The following is a 19,059-nucleotide window of genomic DNA, read 5'->3' on the forward strand; positions in this document are numbered from 1 at the left end:
ATGCCGCCGGCAAGCAAGGGCACTGATTAGGAAAGACGGAAGCTGAAAGCAAAGAGAAACGACGCCGCCAGGACCTGCATGGCCCGCCTGCATGGCCCACCTGCATGGCGCGGTTAACCGCGCGCTTTGGGCCTGCCTTGACGAAAGGCCAGTCCGGGACTACCTTTAAGCCACTCCGTGGTCATTTGAGCCGGCCGGCTTGCAGCCACGTTAAACAACTCGCTAAACAGGCCGGGGACAGAAGTGATCCCGGCCGAACCTTATGTTCAGGCCGGGTTTTTTATGGCCTGATTTCCGTTCGAGGATCCTCCGCGAGGAGGACGGTGCCGGGATGACCAAGGTGCAGTCGATAGCAAGTCCCGCGATCCACGGCGAGGATCGCGCCCATGAGGCCGATCATCCGACGTCGCAGCTCGCGAAGTTCGGGATGGATCAGCCGCTCAAACTCGATTGCGGCATCGATCTGGCGCCGTTCCAGATCGCCTACCAGACCTATGGCGAACTCAACGCCGATCGCTCCAACGCCATTCTGGTCTGCCATGCGCTGACCGGCGATCAGCATGTCAACAACCCGCACCCGGTGACGGGCAAGCCGGGCTGGTGGGACACCATGGTCGGCCCCGGCCGGCCGCTCGACACCAACAGCTACTTCATCATCTGCTCCAACGTGATCGGCGGCTGCATGGGCTCGACCGGCCCGGCCTCGATCAACCCCGCCACCGCAAAAGTCTGGGGGCTCGATTTTCCCATCATCACCATTCCCGACATGGTGCGTGCGCAGACCATGCTGATCGATCGCTTGGGGATCGAGACGCTGTTCTGCGTGGTCGGCGGCTCGATGGGCGGCATGCAGGCGCTGCAATGGACCGCGGCTTTCCCCGAGCGCGTGTTCTCGACGCTGGCGATCGCCTGCAGCACGCGGCATTCGGCGCAGAACATCGCGTTCCACGAATTGGGCCGTCAGGCCGTGATGGCCGACCCCGACTGGCGCGCCGGGCGCTATTTCGAGCACGGCACGCACCCGCATCGCGGGCTCGGCGTGGCGCGGATGGCCGCGCATATCACCTATCTCTCCGATGCCGCCCTGCACCGCAAGTTCGGCCGGCGGATGCAGGACCGCGACCTGCCGACGTTTTCGTTCGACGCCGATTTCCAGGTCGAAAGCTATCTGCGCTACCAGGGCTCGTCGTTCGTCGAGCGTTTCGATGCCAACAGCTATCTCTATCTGACGCGGGCGATGGACTATTTCGATATCGCCGCCGACCATGACGGCGCGCTGGCGCGGGCGTTCCGCGGCATCAAGACGCGGTTCTGCGTGGTGTCGTTCACGTCAGACTGGCTGTTCCCGACCGCGGAATCGCGGGCGCTGGTGCATGCGCTCAATGCGTCGAGCGCGCGGGTGTCGTTTGCCGAGATCGAAACCGATCGCGGCCACGACGCCTTCCTGCTGGAGGTGCCGGAATTCTTCGACATTTCCCGCGCCTTTCTGCAGTCCGCGGGCAAGGCGCGCGGACTCGGAAGCAATGACGCTGAGCCATCATGAGCATCCAGCAGACCTTGCCGCTCGCGGGCGTCACGCCTGACCGCACCGGGAATTATCGCAGCGATCATCTTTTGGTCGCCGAGATGATCGAGCGCGGCTCAAAGGTGCTCGACGTCGGCTGCGGCGACGGCGAATTGCTGATGCTGCTGGAAAGTCGGGGCATCGACGGCCGCGGCATCGAGCTGTCGCGCGAGGGCGTCAACCGCTGTGTCGCGAAGGGCCTTGCCGTGGTGCAGGGCGACGCCGATACCGACCTCGTCAATTATCCGGACGATGCCTTCGACTACGTGATCCTGTCGCAGACGCTGCAGGCAACACGGCAGCCGAAGGTGGTGCTGGAGAATCTGCTGCGGATCGGCCACCGCGCCATCGTCTCGTTCCCGAATTTCGGGTTCTGGAAGATGCGGCTGCAGCTCCTGGTCGGCGGCCACATGCCGCGCACGGAAAACCTGCCGGCCACCTGGTACGACACGCCGAACATCCATTTCTGCACCATCAAGGATTTCGTGCAGCTCTGCGACGAGATCAACGTCAAGATGGAGCGCGCAGTGGCGCTCGATCTCTACGGCCGCCCCTTGAGGCTCAATCTGCCCTGGTGGTTCTGGAACATGTTCGGCGAGCAGGGCGTGTTTTTGCTTAGCCGCGGCAAGGCGAAGTAGGTATCGTCATTGCGAGGAGCCAACGGGTCGCGCGAATGCGCGCCCGATGATAAACTCCGCGACGAAGCAATCCATTCTTTCTTTGTGGCTCCATGGATTGCTTCGCTTCGCTCGCAATGACGGCTAGACTGGCGTAGCCATCATCGATCTCGGATCACGCACCGGCCACCTCCCTGCTTCGACCAGCGCGATGAAACGCTCGACCATCTCATTGAACAGCGCCGGCTCCTCCAGATTGAGCACGTGGCCCGACTTCGGGAAGAACGAGAGCCCCGCCGCGGGCAAATGCTGCTTCAGGAACAGGCTGGGCTCGATGCAATTGTCGTCCTCGTCGCCGCACAGGATCAGCGCCGGCGTCGGCACTTTCCGGATCGCCTCCACCAGGGTGTAGATCGAGGGCCGGCCGCCCTGAAAGCTGCGCATGGTGTTGGCCGAGCCTTTGGCGTCGTGGCGGGCCAGGGCGGCATAGAAATCGGCGTGACCGCGCGGGTCTTTCAGCAGAAACGGAATCCGGCTCGGCGCCTCTCGCGTGGCTTTGGCGACTTCGACTGATCCGATCGCCTCATATTGCTCGGCGTTGGCCCGGCATTGCTTGCGGAAAGCTTCGAGATTTTCGAGGTTCGAGCCGGAGCCGACGGCGGCCAGCGTCATCGACAGCGCGCGCTCGGGCGCGTTGAGGCCGATCTGCAGCGACGAATAGGAGCCCATCGACAGGCCGATGAGATGCGCCTTTGCGATTCCGAGATGATCGAGCACCGCAAGCGCGTCGGTGTAGAAATGCTTGTAGGTATAGACATCGGCTGTCGGCGGCACGTCGGACGGCGCGTAGCCGCGCGCGGAATAGGCGATGCAGCGGTGGCCGCGCGAGAAGTAGCGCATCTGCGGCTCCCAATTGGTGTGGTCGGCCGCGAATTCGTGCAGGAAAATGATCGGAGTTCCATTTCCCGCCTCTTCGTAATGGAGACGGACATTATCTTTCGTGACGGCATAGGGCATTTGTCATTCCTTCTCGTGGGCCGCCCCGAATTTTGCAGTTAATTTTCGGGGCCGCAATGCGGCAGCACAGGTTCTTTTTGGCCAAACAATCATCGCGGAATGACCCCGAAATCGTTTCCGCAGTGCCGCATCAAATCTTCCTGTCGCCACACCGAAAATTTCAAACCCGCCGCCGCGTTCGTTTCCACCCGAGTGCGATGGGGAATGGGGGGGTGTCACAGAGGATCGAGTAAGTATGGTTCAGTTGTTTGCGTTTCGCCGGTCGCTTCGTTCTATCGCGCTGGCATTGTGTTCAATGGCCATCGCCATTTCCGCCACTCCCGCTTCAGCAAGATCTCACCACGGCGCAGGGCGACATGCTCGCGCCTATCACGCCGGCCATTATGCGCGGCGCTACGCTCACAGGCACTATCGGCAAGTAGTGCGCGGTTCGCACTGGGATCGCGGCGTGGCGCAAATGCAGGCGCGCGGCTTTGCCGATACCAACGCCAGTCTGGTGCCGAACACCGGCGGCGTCACAACGCAAGGCAGCTTCGGTGCCTCGAACGTCGTTGCCGAAGCACGCCGTTATCTCGGCGGCAACCCGACCGGCCGCGGCAGCCTGTGGTGCGCGCGGTTCATGAACCTGGTGCTGCAGCATTCCGGCTATAAGGGCACCGGCTCCGATATGGCTGCTTCCTTCGCGCATTACGGCCAGCGCGTCTCCGGCCCGCAGGTCGGCGCGATCGCCGTGATGGGGCGGCGCGGCGGCGGCCATGTCGGCATCATCACCGGCATCGATGCCTCCGGAAATCCGATCATGATCTCGGGCAATAACGGCAACCGGGTCCGCGAAGCGCCGATCTCGCGCGGCCGGATTTATGCCTACGTCATGCCGACGGGCTAGCGAATCGCAATGTGCAGCGCTCCCTTCACCTCTCCCCGACCTTTTATGGGGAGAGGTCGCCTTCACGCAAAGCGTGAAGGCGGGCGAGGGGCAAGGCACGATGGTAACCACATGGTTCGGTCTGTCCGGATCGAAGAGTGGTTCCGTCCGACCGACCGTCGCCGCCCGTCAGATCCCACGGCACATCGCCTGCCTCATCGCCTCGTGCTCGCGTGTTGGTTCCGGAACGCCGCCTCTCCGGCGTCCGACACCTCGACCCACTTCTTGTCGGGCGCTGCGTCTGCGACGTAGCTGTCGTGCCAGTTCCACCACTTGTAGGCTATGCCCAATCCTAAAAGCATCATGCTCTAGTCTTCGTCCGGCTCGCGCACGACCGGCGGTTCGTCGGCGCGGTCCTCTTCCTCTTCGTCCTCGTCCTCTTCTTCTTCATCAGGATCTCGGGGCGGCATCGTGTTCCCCATGATCACGAAGGGACTCCAGTCGATCAACCTGGTGGAAAATTCCTCGGGGATGTGTGGGGTCATGTTGTTGCTCCTCGGGTGTGGACCCTGGGGGATTTTACCCCATCTGCTCCGGTTTCCGGATGAGGGTTAGCGCCGCACGGTTTGCGGGGCATGCCAGCCGCGGTCCGCCTGCGGCGGCTCATGTTCGTGATGCCGAGCCAAGAGGCGGGTATCTCGGTCACGCCGCCAAAGCCGATGACCTCCAACTCAAAGTCGGAAGGACGGGACTCCATTTCCGGACTTCAACGCGCCCAACCGGAAGGTCCGCTTTACCCCAACGAACTGACATCGTCAGTTCGACAAGCTACCAGTCAGTCGACTTCGGAAGCGGTGTTGAACTAGGAAGCCGCCGCGATCGTGCGCCGAGGGCTTCTCGCATTGAAATAAAAATTGATCGGATAACTCAAAAAAGTGGGGATATCTCCCCAAAGCGGCTTGATTTCTTGCTTCTTCTTTTTCCCTGGGCGGCATTTGTTTAATGGGTAAGAAGAGATGACCGATCAACAATTGGCTCTTCAGGCGATTAACGAAGCGCAACTCATACTGGAAGACTACCTTCGGCCCCGGCCGCAGAACAATGAGCGTATCCTCGATAGGTTGGTGGAAGTTCTCGAACGCCCCGATTTGGCAGTCGCTGTAAGCCGCTTGCAGCGACAAAGCAGCTTCGCAGTGCGCAAATGAGCAAACTGCCATCAATCGCTTTGGCCGCCTGGATTGTTACGCTCTTATCCGTTGGGATACCAAATGCGCAGGCCAAACAGCAATGCAGCGCCGCGGCGCCAAAAAATCCGCACGGGCAGTGGTGGTCCTATCGTCTGATCGATGGACGAAAGTGCTGGTACGAGGGCAAGCCCATGCTTTCGAAATCGTTGTTGGAATGGCCTAAAGAGGCATCCGCGCAACCCGTTTCCAACGGAAAAGTTACAAGCGCTGTCACACAGAAGCCCGGCAATCCATTAGACGCGCAAGCCCTGACACTGAATGATTCTGATACTTTCGAGGCGCTATGGCGCGAAAGGGTGGACATGCGATAGGCGTTGCCCCCAAAGGAAAGTCTGGAAGCGCCGGAATCGCGCCTGCGCGCCACAGGCAAATTGGTTTTTGGAGACTCGCGAACAGCGCTTGTTTTCAATCGGCGGAAACCAGCAATGCGAACGGCTGCAGATTTCAATCTCTATTACGCGGCCCCGGACCCCTGGCATATTTCTCACGCGCGATTCAGGGATAACGTGCTGCGCCGATGTCTGAAGCCATTCATCCGGGACAAATCCGTTCTTGAACTCGGTTGTGGTGAAGGCCACTTGACCCAGACAATTTTTAGCAAAGCACGATCCGTGGTTGGCATTGACATAAGCGATGTAGCGATCGGTCGCGCTAAATCGCTAAACCTGCCAAATGCCAGATTTGAAAGCGCTGATTTTTTACAAGCGTCATTCGAGGGTTACGACGTGATCGCAGCCATCGAATGCGTCCACTATCTGTCGCTGGAGGAGCAGGGAGCGCTTCTGAAGAAAGTTGCCAACGAACACTCCGGCAAAATATTTCTGCTTTCGGGTCCAATTGTGGACTACAGAAGGCACTTCAGTCATAAGCGATTGATGCACGAGTTCACGACTTTAGGGTTCACTCCGCTTAAATTTTATAACCTGTCGGTTTATTGGCATCCGCGTTCATCCAGAATTATCGCTAACCTGATCAAGCTGCCACTTGGATACACTTTGCTTGATTGGATACCAGAGTCGATGATCTACCAGCGACTATACGCACTTCGAGCACCGAAACATCCCTGACTCGGATACTCGATAATCCGACGAAAGACTGTGGCCTCGGCCGGAGCAAGCAATTCGAGCATGCAAGCGACTGCAATGTCCGAGTTGGGTGTGCGCCGTTTTGACGGTCCACCGATCACTTCCGGTCCACGCCGTACAACGGACACTCCCGGAGTCTGTCGGCATGTCTTGAACGTGCCATGAGCGGTCGTCGAAGGCAGGGCACAAGCCCTGATGAAGTCTCATCTACATCAACATCAACGCCGATCCGGGTTCTCCTCGGCGGTGCATTTAGAACGATGTGATTTCGCCCACTCGTTCAACAAGATGCGCACGCGAGGGTGCGGGGTCAAACCGATCGGCGAAATATTGCGTTTCGTTGGCCACCAATCCTTCGCGGAATTCCATGATGCTCACCGCGTAGGATGGTACGCCGTCATAGGTAAGTACGAATTCAGTGACCCAGAGATCACCGCTGCCGATCATTCGCCGGACCGTAAACCGCTTCTTGTTTGGCTGGACGGTTCGACTCTCCTGAATGTTGTGCCGACCGCGGATCCGCTCGCCCGATTGCGGATAATCAAGCACAGCATCCTCGCGGTAGATTTCATGTTCGACCTTGAAATCGCTCGCGTCCGAAGCATCCCAATGGCGCTGCAGCGCCATCCGCACGGTTCGATCGTCCATCTCAATCTCCGATCTACGGCACCGTAACGGCTTCAGATCGCCTCTGGAAGAGGTCGCCCACGTCGTCCGGCAACCGACGCCGACGCCCGCTTCGGGTAAATCGCGTCAGTTTCACCATCGGCCAGTTACTTCCAATCTACCTCGGTGGTCTCAACCACCAGAGCTTACGAGTTCAGCGGCAAAAGTGCACTCCGCAGTATCGAGCTTGAAATCCCCATGAGTCCCGTGAAAGGATCATCCAGCTCCAAAACCAGAAAGATCGCGCCGGCAAACGACAGCGCGCATACAAACAGCGAGATCGTGACGACCATGTTCGCCCGCGCAAACAGGGTGGCGCTCACAAAGATCGCGCTCAGCCAAAATACCATAATTACCAGAAAGGGCGTCGGAATTGAACTGCCGGCCTGCGTAAACAACTGCAGTCGCATTTGCGCGCCTTCCGTGAAAGCCGCAATAGCGCGAGACTGCAGGGAGCGTTGCGTATCGTTGTTCGGCGATAGCCGTTCGAGCTCATCATAGAATGCCCACGCCTCCACGCTGGACTCGAAGCGAACGGGTTTCCCGGTTGGGCTCGCTTGCTCGTGCCAAATGCGATCAGCCATCGGTGGTATGCTCTGCCGCAGGAGCTTTCGGACAGAGGTTGCTTCCGGTCCGTACTGCATAATCAGATCGTCCAGAAGGATGACCGTTGCGGTCATCTGCCTGACCCGGTTTGTTTTCTGGTCGAACGTAGTTTTTGCGGATGCGATCAACAGACCCAGTACGAGTGCGGTCAGTGTGCCAATCAGGCCCGCGGTCAGCTTTACGACGTCTTTGGAGTCCGAGTGCAAGTGGTGTTCCGACAATAACGGCCGAACGGCCATCCCAGCCAGGGCGCCGCCAAATATCAGCGCGAACACAAGCAACGAAATCAATAGATTCATCATATTTGCGAATGCTCCACCATCTCGGTGACCATGCTGATCCTAGCTCCGATTGTGCGGGCTTGTCTAAAGACCCGTTCTTGAGACCAGGTTCAACCAGAACTGGACGAGGCGCGTATGTCGCGTATGGGTCAAAAGCTCTGTTTTGATCCCTGCCAGCCCCTTCCGGTCTACTCCGAACAGCGGACGTTGTCAGACCGCCCCGGCATGTCTCAAAGGTGCCGATATTGTTGCAAAGGTTTTTCTGGGGTGGCGAACGAAAATTCATAGACCCGCTGATGCGCTTTATCGCTGCCGTCTCTGGAATACTGGATCGCCCGGTCAAGCAGGGCGACGACGAGTCGAGAGGGACTGCATCGAATCCGAAGCGACTGGCTCGCAATGACAGCATCCTACCGGCGCGAGCTAAGTCACAACAACAACACCGGCTGCTCCGCCGCGATCGCATCGCCGACGCCGATGCTGCCGCCAGCGATCACCTCGGCATAGATGCCGCATTCGTTGTGACCGAGCCGGCGCATCAGCGCCTGCGGGATGGCGAGGTCGCGCGCAGCGGTGTCGGGATCGACATTGACGGCGGCGCAGCGGGTGATCCGTTTCACCACCTTGAGCCGCGCCTCGCCAATGGCGAGGGTCCGGTCGAGCAACTTGAATTCGTGCCACGCCGGCCAGCCCTCGACATAGAGGTTGGCGCGGAAGCGCAAGGGGTGCACGGGTTGTTCGACCATGTTCTCGATGGCGCGCAGGCTCGCCAGATTGATGATCGAGACGACCTTGCGGGCGACATCGGAAAAGCTGTGGCCCGGGCTGGTCAGGACCTTTGGCGGCCCCTTGATCGCCCCGGCAAAGGTCCGAGCGAAGAACTGCTCGATTGCGGCCCGGCCTTCGGCGGTTTCGAGATCGCCCTGGGCCGCGACGGCTCCGTTCCGGCGGATGGTCAGCACGTGGCTCGCATCGTCGAAATGGGTCTGCAGCGCCGCCAGCCATTCATCCCGCTGCAGCATCAGGAAATGCGGTTTTGGCATCCATTTGGGTTCGGCCGGGTCGAAGCCGGAGGGGCCGTTTTCGATGGCGTAGCGGCGATCGGCCAGCAGCGGCTGGCCGGCGCTCAGCGCGGCGCTCGGCAGCGGTTCCGGGGTCAGGCCTTTGACGGGATAGCGGTAGATACCGGCGATTTGCGCGGATGGGGCAGGGGACATGCGGCCTTTTAGGAGATTCCCGACCACGGCGCCACCGCTCGCAAAATCGTGATCACGCCCCTTCCGTTTTCCGTGTCGATGCCCACATTTGCGTCAAGCCTGAAATGATGGCGACGACCACGGCCGGTTGAGGAATGTCAACGCGATCAGTGGAAACCCAATGAAGATGCTGTCGCCATGCCTTAGCGCGTGGTCCGCGAAAGTGTGAGCGGTTTCGCGACAAGATCACGCGCCAAACTAAAATGGGGCGCGATCGGACGCAAAACCGGTTCCCACTTTTGCTGATCGCGCCCCGGGTGGTGCCGGCAGGCTGAGGGAACTCAACGATGAATATTGAAAAATACACCGAGCGGGCGCGCGGGTTTATCCAATCTGCGCAATCACTGGCCGTGCGCGATGGCCACCAGCAGTTCTCGCCGCTGCATATGCTCAAAGTGCTGCTGGACGACAGCGAGGGGCTTGCCGGGGGACTGATCGACCGCGCCGGCGGTAATTCCCGCGCCATCCTCAAGGCGACCGAAGACGCCCTCAACAAGCTGCCAAAAGTATCCGGCAGCGGGGCCGGACAGGTTTACCTGGCGCCCGAGCTGGCGCGCGCGTTCGACGCCGCCGAGAAGGCCGCCGAAAAAGCCGGCGACAGCTTTGTCACCGTCGAACGGCTGCTGTTGGGCCTGGCGCTCGAGAAGGGCAGCGAGGCCGGCACCATTTTGAGCAAAGGCGGCGTCACGCCGCAAAACCTCAATGCGGCGATCGAGGCGTTGCGCAAGGGCCGCACCGCCGACTCGGCCACGGCCGAGAACGCCTATGACGCGCTGAAGAAATATGCCCGCGACCTGACCCAGGCCGCGCGCGAGGGCAAACTCGATCCCGTGATCGGCCGCGACGAGGAAATCCGCCGCACCATCCAGGTGCTTTCCCGGCGCACCAAGAACAATCCCGTGCTGATTGGCGAACCCGGCGTCGGCAAGACCGCGATCGCCGAAGGTCTGGCGCTGCGGATCGTCAACGGCGACGTACCGGAAAGCCTGAAGGACAAGAAGCTGCTGTCGCTCGATCTGGGCTCGCTGATTGCCGGCGCAAAGTACCGCGGCGAGTTCGAGGAGCGGTTGAAAGCCGTGCTGCAGGAAGTCACCTCCGCCGAAGGCTCGATCATCCTGTTCATCGACGAGATGCACACGCTGATCGGCGCCGGCAAGGCCGATGGCGCGATGGACGCCTCCAATCTCTTGAAGCCCGCGCTGGCGCGCGGCGAGCTGCATTGCATCGGCGCGACCACGCTCGACGAATATCGCAAGCATGTCGAAAAGGACGCCGCGCTGGCGCGCCGGTTCCAGCCGATCTTCGTTTCCGAGCCGACCGTCGAGGACACTATTTCGATTTTGCGCGGCCTGAAGGACAAATACGAACAGCATCACGGCGTGCGCATCACCGATTCCGCATTGGTGGCCGCGACGACGCTGTCGAACCGCTACATCACCGACCGCTTCCTGCCCGACAAGGCCATCGATTTGATGGACGAGGCGGCGGCGCGGCTGAAGATGCAGGTCGATTCTAAGCCGGAAGAGCTCGATTCGATGGACCGGGAAATCATCCGGCTCAAGATCGAGCAGGAGGCGCTGAGGAAGGAAAGCGATCCCGGCTCGAAAACCCGGCTGCAGACGCTGGAAAAGGAACTCGCCGAGCTCGAGGAGAAGTCGGCGGCGCTGACCTCGCGCTGGAGTGCGGAAAAGAACAAGCTCTCCAACGCCCAGAAGCTGAAGAGCGAACTCGACGGTTTGCGTATCGAACTCGCCAACGCGCAGCGCCGCGGCGAATTCCAGCGCGCGGGCGAACTGGCATATGGCCGGATTCCCGAGCTGGAGAAGCGGCTCGCCGACATCGAAACCAAGGAAAATCCCGGCGAGATGATGGAGGAGGCGGTCACCGCCAACCACATCGCGCAGGTGGTGTCGCGCTGGACTGGCGTTCCCGTCGACAAGATGCTGGAGGGCGAAAAGGACAAGCTCTTGAAGATGGAGGGCAGCCTCGGCCGGCGCGTCGTCGGCCAGGCCGAAGCCGTGCGTGCGGTGGCGACCGCCGTGCGCCGTTCCCGCGCCGGCCTGCAGGATCCGAACCGCCCGATGGGCTCGTTCATGTTTTTGGGCCCGACGGGTGTCGGCAAGACCGAGCTGACCAAGGCGCTGGCGGAGTATCTGTTCAATGACGAGACCGCGATGGTCCGCCTCGACATGTCCGAATACATGGAGAAGCATTCGGTGTCGCGGCTGATCGGCGCGCCTCCCGGTTATGTCGGCTATGACGAGGGCGGCGCGCTGACCGAAGCGGTGCGGCGGCGGCCCTATCAGGTGGTGCTGTTCGACGAGATCGAGAAGGCGCACCCCGACGTCTTCAACGTGCTGTTGCAGGTGCTCGACGACGGCCGCCTGACCGATGGCCAAGGCCGCACCGTCGACTTCCGCAACACGCTGATCATCATGACCTCGAATCTCGGTTCGGAGTTTCTGGTCAATCAGCCCGAAGGCGAGGACACTTCCGCGGTGCGCGAGCAGGTCATGGGCATGGTGCGGGCCCATTTCCGGCCCGAGTTCCTCAATCGTGTGGACGAGATCATCCTGTTCCACCGCCTGCAGAAGAGCGAGATGGGCCGGATCGTCGAGATCCAGTTCTCTCGGCTGCAGAAGCTGTTGGAAGAGCGCAAGATCACGCTGACGCTCGATGCGCCGGCACGCGACTGGCTGGCGGCCAAGGGCTGGGATCCCGCCTATGGCGCACGCCCCTTGAAACGGGTGATCCAGCGCAATCTGCAGGACCCGCTGGCCGAGATGATCCTCGCCGGCGAAGTCGCCGACGGCGATCGCGTCGTGATCTCGAGCGAAGGCAATGTGCTGACCTTCAACGGCAAGGCGCCGCAGACCGCCGAGATCGCGCAATTCGAAGCGCCGGTGCCGAAGCGGAAGTTGAACTGAGATGGGCGGCCGGCGATGAGCCCGCGCTTGACCCTGGATGCCTAATGCCGGGGTGCATCAGGCCTCGCTGACGGCAGGTCCGGGCTCCTTGCCGTCCTCGTCGGCCTCGCTCTGCTCGATCTCCGCGAGGATATCGACGAGTTGGCGAACGCGACCGGTCGCCAGCGGCCGGCCGTCGTTCATCAGCGGTTCGTCGTTGGCGATCCAGGCCTGAGCCTCCGCCAATTCGTCCACCGTCGCGCCGGTGCCAATGATTTCGGCGATGGTCACATCGTCGACCGGGCCGATCGCTTTGATAACGTCGTCACGTGTGACGCGCTTCATGGCTTGTTATCCCTCAGCTGGCTCCGCCCGCCAGCGGCGGCGGGCGGAGAAACGCCGTGCCTCAGCTATGCGTGGTAAGCCGCGGCGGATGATGCGACGTGATCCAGAGTTCGATGGCCGCAAGCAGCGCCACGGCGGCGCCGATCACCACATGGACCGTCATCGCGTTGGTTCCCTGGAAGCCCAATACCCAGGGTGAAACCAGCGTCCACAATCCCACGATTAGGTTCAGCCATTCCTCCCACACAGCGAATGCCGCAAGTGCTCCGATGGCAAGCGCTGCAATCACGATGCCGGCGATGCTGGCGTTTTGCGAGGCTCGTCCAGCATCGAATCCGAATATCCAGGGCGACACGAACAGAACTGCGCCGAGGATCAAGTTCGCGACGTCACATAATTTTGCGTTCGTCCATTTCTCCATGACAACCTCCATTGAGAAGGTCTTCCCGTAGGGAACAACGGGAGAACGACCGCGCCGGTTCCGCGGCCGCGCGATAAAAATTTAATGAAACCAGCGGCATGAGCGGGCGCTTTGCCCTGGCCGGTAGCCGGTGACCACCGGAAAAAGACAACCTGGACGCGTTCCGGTGTAAGTGCGGTTGCAAATTCGGAGCCGCGATTTGCTGGCCTCTCGCGATGATGCGAGCGCTTGGTAGGCTGCTGTTCGATAACGCTGCTTTCGCCGCTACACCGCCCCGGTGCCCGCTCCAATGGAAGCCGGGTCACGGGCACGCCGCCTGGTTCCCGCGCCTATTTTTTCGTGATTTTATAGATCGCGTTCTCGATATCCGACGAGAAGTAGATCGTGCCCGACATGCCGACGCCGACCCCGGTCGGGATGTTGGTCGGCAGGCCGCCCGGCGCACCGGCAAGCCCGATCGGCAGATTGCCGGCGATCTCGGTGACGGTGCCCGTCACCGGATCGACCTGGATGATGCGCTTGGCGCCGACTTCGGCCACGATCAATCGGCCGTCGAAGGCCAGCGCGATGCCCTCTGGCATCTTCAGGTCCTTGGCGAGAATAGTTTTCTCGCCATTGGCCTCGATTTTCGACACCTGTCCGGCAAAGGCTTCGGTGAGATAGACCGTGCCGCCGGCGCCTGCGACCAGTCCGACCGGTCCGGCGAGATCGCCGATGACGACCGTGCGGTCCTTGCCGTGTTCGCCGCTGACGCGCAGCAGCGATTTGCTGCCGAGCTCGTTGACCAGGAGGCTGCCGTCATCGAGCAGCACCGCGTCATGGGGCGCCTTGAAGCCATGCATCATCTCTTTGGTCTTGCCGGTCTTGCGGTCGATCACCTGGACCGTGCCGGTGAACCAGCTCGACAGGATCACGTTATCGCCCTTCGCGGTGGCGCTCATCGGATATTCCAGCGTCACGCCATCGGCATGCATGCGGGCGGGCTCGGAGACCTCGCCGGTGGTGCCATCGACGGTGCGGTAGGCGAACACGTCGGCGACATAGATGGTGTCCCTGTCGCCGTCGGAGACGACGCCGATGCCGCCGGGCAAGGCCAGCTTGCCTGATATGATCTGTTTGGCGGCGCCGGTCTCCGGATCGACCTCCTGGATTCCGTTGTCGGCCATGTTGGAGACGTAGATATGGTCCTGGTCGTCGATCGCGAGGTTGTCGAGCGACGGCTTGAGCTGGGCGACCACCTTCTTCGCGCCGGTTTTCGGATCGACCCGCACCAGCTGGCCAAGCGCGGTATCGACCACCCAGAGATTGCCCTTGGAATCGAAATTGACTGCGGCCGGGACCTTGAAGCCGTCGGCGACCACCGTCAGCTCGGCCTTGTCGACATCGACCTTGGCGACCTGGCCCTTGAACCATAGCGGGCCGTATAATAGGTCGTCCGGCCCGAATTCGAAGCCGTTGAGGCCGCCCATCTTCTCCATGATCTGGCGCGGCGGCTTCACGCCCTCGACGTCGATCTCGTAGAGCGTGTCGCCGAGGAAGACGGTGCTGGCGTAAAGCCGGCCGTCCTTGCGGTAAGCGAGCGAGTTGATCCCGGCCAGGCCGGAAGCGAGTTTCTTGATCGGACCGTCGCCCTTGCGGGAGTAGAGATCGCCGGTGAGAAATCCGGTCCACGCCATGGTGCCGTCGGGCGCGAACGCGATGTCGTCCGCCATGCCTTCCGGCGCCGGGATTGCGATCTTGGCGGTGCCGGTGCTGCGATCGACCTCGTAAAGCGCGGCACCTGCGACGCTGCCGGCAAACAATCGCCCGGCCTTGTCGATACCGAGGCCGTGCACGCCGTGAAACGCCGAGCCGGGAACGAGTTGGCTCACCACATAGGTCTGCGCCGAAGCGCCGCTGGCGCAAAACACCGCCGCCGCGACAGCCGCACCGAGTGCAAGTCTGCTCGTCATGACGCTACCTCCCGTTGCTTATGGGAAACAGTATTCGTCCGGGATGCTCGTTTGGCAAACGAAACCTGCCGGAAAAGTCAGGCGCCGCAGCCATAAACCTGACATATGACGCCGCGCGAACGGCGTCTGATTCTCGGAAGATTCGATCGAAAAGGCTCAGCGATTGCTGACCTGCCGCACCGGCGCCGTGCCGGTGGCCTCGGAGACGCGCGCCGCGCCGCCGCGATTGCTCATCTGGGCATCGAGACGATCGCGTTCCTTCTCGAAGCTTGCCATGACCGGTCCCTCGAGCGAACGGCCGCGCGGCAGTTTGACGCGCATCGGGTCGACGAACCGGCCGTTGACCAGAATTTCGTAGTGGACGTGGGGGCCGGTCGATTGTCCGGTCGAACCGACGAAGCCGATTACCTGGCCTTGCCGTACCCGCTTGCCGACTTCCATGCCCTTGGCGAAGGCCGACATGTGGCCGTAGGCGGTCTCGTATCCGTTGTTGTGCTTCAGGCGGACATATTTGCCGTAGCCGCCTTCCGGTCCGACTTTCTCGACCACGCCGTTGCCGGACGCGAAAATCGGGGTGCCGTAGGCCGTGGCCCAGTCGACGCCGGTATGCATCTTGACGTAGCCTAGGATCGGATGGCGGCGGCCGCCGAAGCCCGAGCGCATGATCGCGTTGTTGACGGGCTTGCGGACCAGGAACTTCTTCGCGCTCTTGCCGGTCTCGTCATAGTAATCGACCACCGAATCGTCGGGGGTCTGGAATCGGTAATACTTCTTGGTTTCACCGCCGACGGTGAGTGCTGCGAACAGCACCTCGGTTTTCTCGGTGATGGTCGCGCCTTCGTCCTCGCCTGCGTAGAACACGTCGAAGGAATCGCCCGGCTGCACCTTGCGCTGGAAATCGACGTCGTACGAATAGATGCGAATCATGTCCTCGATGACGCTCGTCGGCACCTTGTTGCGCATCGCGGTCTCGTAAATGCTTTGATAGAGCCGCACGCCGCTGCCATCGTCATCATCGTCGTCGCTGTTGTCGGCGGTCTCGGTGACGGTGTTCATGCTCTGGACGTCGACGGCGACATATTTGCCAAGGTCGGACAAGGCGGCCACGGCTTCGATCGAGGTGTCGTTGGCGACGATCACGCGATAGGGCTGCAGCCGCGTGCCGGGACCTGGCGCTGCCGGCGCCATCAGGATGCGGAGCTTCTGGCCTTCCTTCAAGCCGCCGTCGCGGCCGCGGGGGCCAAGCGTCGCCGCGATCGCCTTGGCCTCATCCGGCGTCGCGCCCTGATCGCGCAGGATCGAGGTGACGGTATCGCCCTTCTTGACGACGTGAACGCGCTCGCCGGATGGATTGCCGCCGGTTGCCTGTTCCTTGGTCTTCGGCAGCAGCGTGACGTTTTCCGGCACCACGCGGGTTTCGAAGCCGGCATAGGGGTCGGCGACGGTACCTTCCGGGGCATAGGCCATCTTGAGGTCGGATTGAGAACCGCTGGCGTCGGCCGTGGCATTCGCAAGGGCGGTATAGCGCACGCCGCCGGTGTTGCCGCGCCAGTTCGCGGCGTCGCGTACCCGCATCAACACTTCATCGAGCGCGACCACGGCGGCGAGTTTTGCCTTCGGCAGCACCGGTGCGAGGTCCTTGGTGACGAAGGAGACCTCGGCGTCGGGCTCGGCGGCATCGTTCGGATCGTCGGAGGGGGCCGGCGTCTCGGCGCCGACGTCGGTCAGCATGCGCTGGGCATTGAAAGGCGGGATCTTGGCGCTGAGATCGCTGGTCGTCATCGACAGATTGCCGGAGATCCGGATGAACGGCCGCACCCGCATCACGTCGCGGTTGCCGACGCGGGTGACGGTGGACACCCGCACCACATTGCGCGCGGCGGTCGACTCACTGGGCGGCGGCAGGCGGTCGCTCTTGTGCAGGCTGACGGCTTTGTCGCTGCCGCTGAACGCGCCGCGCAGCGCGCCCTCGACGCGCTCCGGCACCTTGGCAAAGGTCATCTCGCCGTCCAGCGACGCAAAAACGGCGCCGCCGATCAGAGCTGCGCCGCACAGACCAGTCAGGATAGTGCCGCTAAACCATTGTACGGAGACACGGCGGCGATCGATCACCGCGGCCTCGGAGCCATCGACGGAAAGTGGCGGCTCGTGACCGAGATCAATGATCCCGGTCTCGCGTCCGTAGCCGCTCCCGCGTGACGCCTTCTGGCTCAACCCTGTATCCCCCCAAATTCCATCAACATTCGACAAGACCTTTGCTCGTTCCTGACCCGGATTTGCCCTCCTAGGGGCGATCCCGGAGCATGGCGTGCCGCACGCATGGAGATTCGGGAATCAGAGGCCAGAAGAAGACCGGCCGGAGTCTCGAACGTCAATGGCGTGCAGATCTCTCGATATGTTTCGGCCGCGTGGGAAAGGCGACGGGTTCATGGAAGATCGCCTGTCCCTGGTAGATGAACACCGGCAGCCCCCACTGGCATCCGGCGCTTCCGTGCATACGTTATAGCCAGAACGTCGCAGGATTGTGGCTCAAGTACGGCGCAAAGTCCGCAAATATCTAGACTTCTTGGCGTCGAAAATTTCTTCCACACGATGCGACATTTTGTTGACGATGGCTGTTGACAGGTCCGATTGGGCGGGCCTATAACCCGGCCACTGAGCGCGGCGCTGCATTGGCCCAACGGCCAAGGCAGTCTTTCGCGCCCTTGATGCTCCTCATTCTGATGAGTGGATCAACAGCCGATAGAAATCGGTTGTTATTTGCCGTCGGATAAGGGTGTCGGAACTCCCTTAGGGGAGAGGGTCCCTCGGGTCCCGGGCTGTTTGACAAGTGAAGATGAAGAAAGAGAAACGTGGACGGCGGAGTCCTTGCGTGGTCTCGATTACTTGAAAACTTCGGTTTTCATTGATTGAGGCCGGACGAAAGACTTCGGCGGTACACGTTTACATAGGTTACACCATCGTCGTCCGCGATGTGAATCGCAGGCGATAAATATGGTGGGACCTCGTCAAACGTTGTGATCAGCCGGTTTAAAGTTTCAAGTCCAACTTGAGAGTTTGATCCTGGCTCAGAGCGAACGCTGGCGGCAGGCTTAACACATGCAAGTCGAGCGGGCGTAGCAATACGTCAGCGGCAGACGGGTGAGTAACGCGTGGGAACATACCTTTTGGTTCGGAACAACACAGGGAAACTTGTGCTAATACCGGATAAGCCCTTACGGGGAAAGATTTATCGCCGAAAGATTGGCCCGCGTCTGATTAGCTAGTTGGTGAGGTAACGGCTCACCAAGGCGACGATCAGTAGCTGGTCTGAGAGGATGATCAGCCACATTGGGACTGAGACACGGCCCAAACTCCTACGGGAGGCAGCAGTGGGGAATATTGGACAATGGGCGCAAGCCTGATCCAGCCATGCCGCGTGAGTGATGAAGGCCCTAGGGTTGTAAAGCTCTTTTGTGCGGGAAGATAATGACGGTACCGCAAGAATAAGCCCCGGCTAACTTCGTGCCAGCAGCCGCGGTAATACGAAGGGGGCTAGCGTTGCTCGGAATCACTGGGCGTAAAGGGTGCGTAGGCGGGTCTTTAAGTCAGGGGTGAAATCCTGGAGCTCAACTCCAGAACTGCCTTTGATACTGAAGATCTTGAGTTCGGGAGAGGTGAGTGGAACTGCGAGTGTAGAGGTGAAATTCGTAGATATTCGCAAGAACACCAGTGGCGAAGGCGGCTCACTGGCCCGATACTGACGCTGAGGCACGAAAGCGTGGGGAGCAAACAGGATTAGATACCCTGGTAGTCCACGCCGTAAACGATGAATGCCAGCCGTTAGTGGGTTTACTCACTAGTGGCGCAGCTAACGCTTTAAGCATTCCGCCTGGGGAGTACGGTCGCAAGATTAAAACTCAAAGGAATTGACGGGGGCCCGCACAAGCGGTGGAGCATGTGGTTTAATTCGACGCAACGCGCAGAACCTTACCAGCCCTTGACATCCCGGTCGCGGACTCCAGAGATGGAGTTCTTCAGTTCGGCTGGACCGGAGACAGGTGCTGCATGGCTGTCGTCAGCTCGTGTCGTGAGATGTTGGGTTAAGTCCCGCAACGAGCGCAACCCCCGTCCTTAGTTGCTACCATTTAGTTGAGCACTCTAAGGAGACTGCCGGTGATAAGCCGCGAGGAAGGTGGGGATGACGTCAAGTCCTCATGGCCCTTACGGGCTGGGCTACACACGTGCTACA

Annotated in this window: 16 protein-coding genes, 1 rRNA gene, 1 pseudogene and 1 riboswitch (1 of these 19 cut by a window edge); of the genes and pseudogenes, 7 read left to right on the plus strand and 11 right to left on the minus strand. The window is 60.9% G+C overall.

Features of this window, described 5'->3' with window-relative positions; translation table 11 throughout:
- The first annotated feature begins 167 nt into the window (after positions 1-167).
- A riboswitch (SAM riboswitch) is annotated at positions 168-247 on the plus strand.
- 84 nt (positions 248-331) lie between these two features.
- Both NL528_RS07215 and metW read left to right on the plus strand, forming a co-directional pair.
- Positions 332-1,543, plus strand: a complete 1,212-nt coding sequence (locus tag NL528_RS07215; RefSeq protein ID WP_309182010.1) for a homoserine O-acetyltransferase — start codon at positions 332-334, stop codon at positions 1,541-1,543.
- Positions 1,540-2,202, plus strand: coding sequence for a methionine biosynthesis protein MetW (metW, locus tag NL528_RS07220; RefSeq protein WP_309182011.1), 663 nt, complete (start codon positions 1,540-1,542; stop codon positions 2,200-2,202). The genes NL528_RS07215 and metW overlap by 4 nt, the downstream gene beginning before the upstream one ends.
- A 123-nt stretch (positions 2,203-2,325) precedes the next feature.
- Here the strand turns inward: metW and NL528_RS07225 are convergent, their stop codons facing one another.
- Positions 2,326-3,198 (minus strand): alpha/beta hydrolase, encoded by an 873-nt coding sequence (locus NL528_RS07225; RefSeq protein WP_309182012.1) that lies wholly within the window; start codon positions 3,196-3,198, stop codon positions 2,326-2,328.
- Between the two features lie 235 nt (positions 3,199-3,433).
- On the opposite strand from NL528_RS07225, the gene NL528_RS07230 reads away from it, so the two are divergent.
- Complete coding sequence (locus NL528_RS07230) at positions 3,434-4,084, plus strand: TIGR02594 family protein (RefSeq protein WP_309182013.1); 651 nt, start codon at positions 3,434-3,436, stop codon at positions 4,082-4,084.
- Between the two features lie 194 nt (positions 4,085-4,278).
- Here NL528_RS07230 and NL528_RS07235 read toward each other — a convergent pair.
- The 3 genes and pseudogenes from NL528_RS07235 to NL528_RS07245 all read right to left on the minus strand — a co-directional run.
- Positions 4,279-4,401: pseudogene (locus NL528_RS07235) on the minus strand (DUF899 domain-containing protein); the annotation flags it as partial.
- A 30-nt stretch (positions 4,402-4,431) separates the two neighbouring features.
- The gene (locus tag NL528_RS07240) at positions 4,432-4,608 is read right to left on the minus strand and encodes a hypothetical protein (RefSeq protein WP_309182014.1); all 177 of its coding nucleotides are present in this window, start codon (positions 4,606-4,608) and stop codon (positions 4,432-4,434) included.
- A 270-nt stretch (positions 4,609-4,878) separates the two neighbouring features.
- Entirely contained in the window at positions 4,879-5,244 is a 366-nt protein-coding gene (locus NL528_RS07245; protein WP_309182015.1) for a hypothetical protein, read from the minus strand.
- Positions 5,245-5,264: 20 nt separating this feature from the next.
- Here NL528_RS07245 and NL528_RS07250 point away from each other — a divergent pair, with 20 nt between their 5' ends.
- The gene (locus NL528_RS07250) at positions 5,265-5,621 is read left to right on the plus strand and encodes a hypothetical protein (RefSeq protein WP_309182017.1); all 357 of its coding nucleotides are present in this window, start codon (positions 5,265-5,267) and stop codon (positions 5,619-5,621) included.
- 3 nt (positions 5,622-5,624) lie between these two features.
- Entirely contained in the window at positions 5,625-6,377 is a 753-nt protein-coding gene (locus NL528_RS07255; RefSeq protein WP_309182018.1) for a class I SAM-dependent methyltransferase, read from the plus strand.
- A gap of 270 nt (positions 6,378-6,647) precedes the next feature.
- Here the strand turns inward: NL528_RS07255 and NL528_RS07260 are convergent, their stop codons facing one another.
- The 3 genes from NL528_RS07260 to NL528_RS07270 form a co-directional block, all read right to left on the minus strand.
- The gene (locus NL528_RS07260; protein ID WP_309182019.1) at positions 6,648-7,043 is read right to left on the minus strand and encodes a nuclear transport factor 2 family protein; all 396 of its coding nucleotides are present in this window, start codon (positions 7,041-7,043) and stop codon (positions 6,648-6,650) included.
- A gap of 164 nt (positions 7,044-7,207) precedes the next feature.
- Positions 7,208-7,969, minus strand: a complete 762-nt coding sequence (locus NL528_RS07265; RefSeq protein WP_309182020.1) for a DUF4239 domain-containing protein — start codon at positions 7,967-7,969, stop codon at positions 7,208-7,210.
- 407 nt (positions 7,970-8,376) lie between these two features.
- Positions 8,377-9,165 (minus strand): MOSC domain-containing protein, encoded by a 789-nt coding sequence (locus tag NL528_RS07270; protein ID WP_309182021.1) that lies wholly within the window; start codon positions 9,163-9,165, stop codon positions 8,377-8,379.
- 326 nt (positions 9,166-9,491) lie between these two features.
- On the opposite strand from NL528_RS07270, the gene clpB reads away from it, so the two are divergent.
- Positions 9,492-12,131, plus strand: a complete 2,640-nt coding sequence (clpB, locus tag NL528_RS07275; protein WP_309182022.1) for an ATP-dependent chaperone ClpB — start codon at positions 9,492-9,494, stop codon at positions 12,129-12,131.
- A 57-nt stretch (positions 12,132-12,188) separates the two neighbouring features.
- Here clpB and NL528_RS07280 read toward each other — a convergent pair whose 3' ends face one another.
- The 4 genes from NL528_RS07280 to NL528_RS07295 all read right to left on the minus strand — a co-directional run bounded on the left by NL528_RS07280 (position 12,189) and on the right by NL528_RS07295 (position 17,042).
- Positions 12,189-12,455 carry a hypothetical protein gene (locus NL528_RS07280; RefSeq protein ID WP_309182023.1) on the minus strand — a complete coding sequence of 89 codons (267 nt, stop codon included), beginning with the start codon at positions 12,453-12,455 and terminating at the stop codon, positions 12,189-12,191.
- 61 nt (positions 12,456-12,516) lie between these two features.
- On the minus strand, positions 12,517-12,876 hold the full coding sequence (locus NL528_RS07285) for an SPW repeat protein (RefSeq protein ID WP_309182024.1): 360 nt from the start codon (positions 12,874-12,876) through the stop codon (positions 12,517-12,519).
- Positions 12,877-13,205: 329 nt separating this feature from the next.
- Positions 13,206-14,828, minus strand: a complete 1,623-nt coding sequence (locus NL528_RS07290) for a hypothetical protein (protein ID WP_309182025.1) — start codon at positions 14,826-14,828, stop codon at positions 13,206-13,208.
- A gap of 156 nt (positions 14,829-14,984) precedes the next feature.
- On the minus strand, positions 14,985-17,042 hold the full coding sequence (locus NL528_RS07295; RefSeq protein WP_309182026.1) for a M23 family metallopeptidase: 2,058 nt from the start codon (positions 17,040-17,042) through the stop codon (positions 14,985-14,987).
- An 831-nt stretch (positions 17,043-17,873) separates the two neighbouring features.
- On the opposite strand from NL528_RS07295, the gene NL528_RS07300 reads away from it, so the two are divergent.
- A 16S ribosomal RNA gene (locus tag NL528_RS07300) occupies positions 17,874-19,059 on the plus strand; it runs 305 nt beyond the window's last position.

This window comes from Bradyrhizobium sp. Ash2021, assembly GCF_031202265.1.
Classification (GTDB): Bacteria; Pseudomonadota; Alphaproteobacteria; order Rhizobiales; family Xanthobacteraceae; genus Bradyrhizobium.

What these genes read in the sequence shown, in the direction of transcription:
- NL528_RS07270 (WP_309182021.1), bottom strand. Translation starts at nt 9,165, where the DNA reads ATGTCCCCTGCCCCATCCGCGCAAATCGCCGGTATCTACCGCTATCCC.
- clpB (WP_309182022.1), top strand. Translation starts at nt 9,492, where the DNA reads ATGAATATTGAAAAATACACCGAGCGGGCGCGCGGGTTTATCCAATCT.
- NL528_RS07240 (WP_309182014.1), bottom strand. Translation starts at nt 4,608, where the DNA reads ATGACCCCACACATCCCCGAGGAATTTTCCACCAGGTTGATCGACTGG.
- NL528_RS07215 (WP_309182010.1), top strand. Translation starts at nt 332, where the DNA reads ATGACCAAGGTGCAGTCGATAGCAAGTCCCGCGATCCACGGCGAGGAT.
- NL528_RS07230 (WP_309182013.1), top strand. Translation starts at nt 3,434, where the DNA reads ATGGTTCAGTTGTTTGCGTTTCGCCGGTCGCTTCGTTCTATCGCGCTG.
- NL528_RS07290 (WP_309182025.1), bottom strand. Translation starts at nt 14,828, where the DNA reads ATGACGAGCAGACTTGCACTCGGTGCGGCTGTCGCGGCGGCGGTGTTT.
- NL528_RS07250 (WP_309182017.1), top strand. Translation starts at nt 5,265, where the DNA reads ATGAGCAAACTGCCATCAATCGCTTTGGCCGCCTGGATTGTTACGCTC.
- NL528_RS07265 (WP_309182020.1), bottom strand. Translation starts at nt 7,969, where the DNA reads ATGATGAATCTATTGATTTCGTTGCTTGTGTTCGCGCTGATATTTGGC.
- NL528_RS07225 (WP_309182012.1), bottom strand. Translation starts at nt 3,198, where the DNA reads ATGCCCTATGCCGTCACGAAAGATAATGTCCGTCTCCATTACGAAGAG.
- NL528_RS07260 (WP_309182019.1), bottom strand. Translation starts at nt 7,043, where the DNA reads ATGGACGATCGAACCGTGCGGATGGCGCTGCAGCGCCATTGGGATGCT.
- metW (WP_309182011.1), top strand. Translation starts at nt 1,540, where the DNA reads ATGAGCATCCAGCAGACCTTGCCGCTCGCGGGCGTCACGCCTGACCGC.
- NL528_RS07285 (WP_309182024.1), bottom strand. Translation starts at nt 12,876, where the DNA reads ATGGAGAAATGGACGAACGCAAAATTATGTGACGTCGCGAACTTGATC.
- NL528_RS07280 (WP_309182023.1), bottom strand. Translation starts at nt 12,455, where the DNA reads ATGAAGCGCGTCACACGTGACGACGTTATCAAAGCGATCGGCCCGGTC.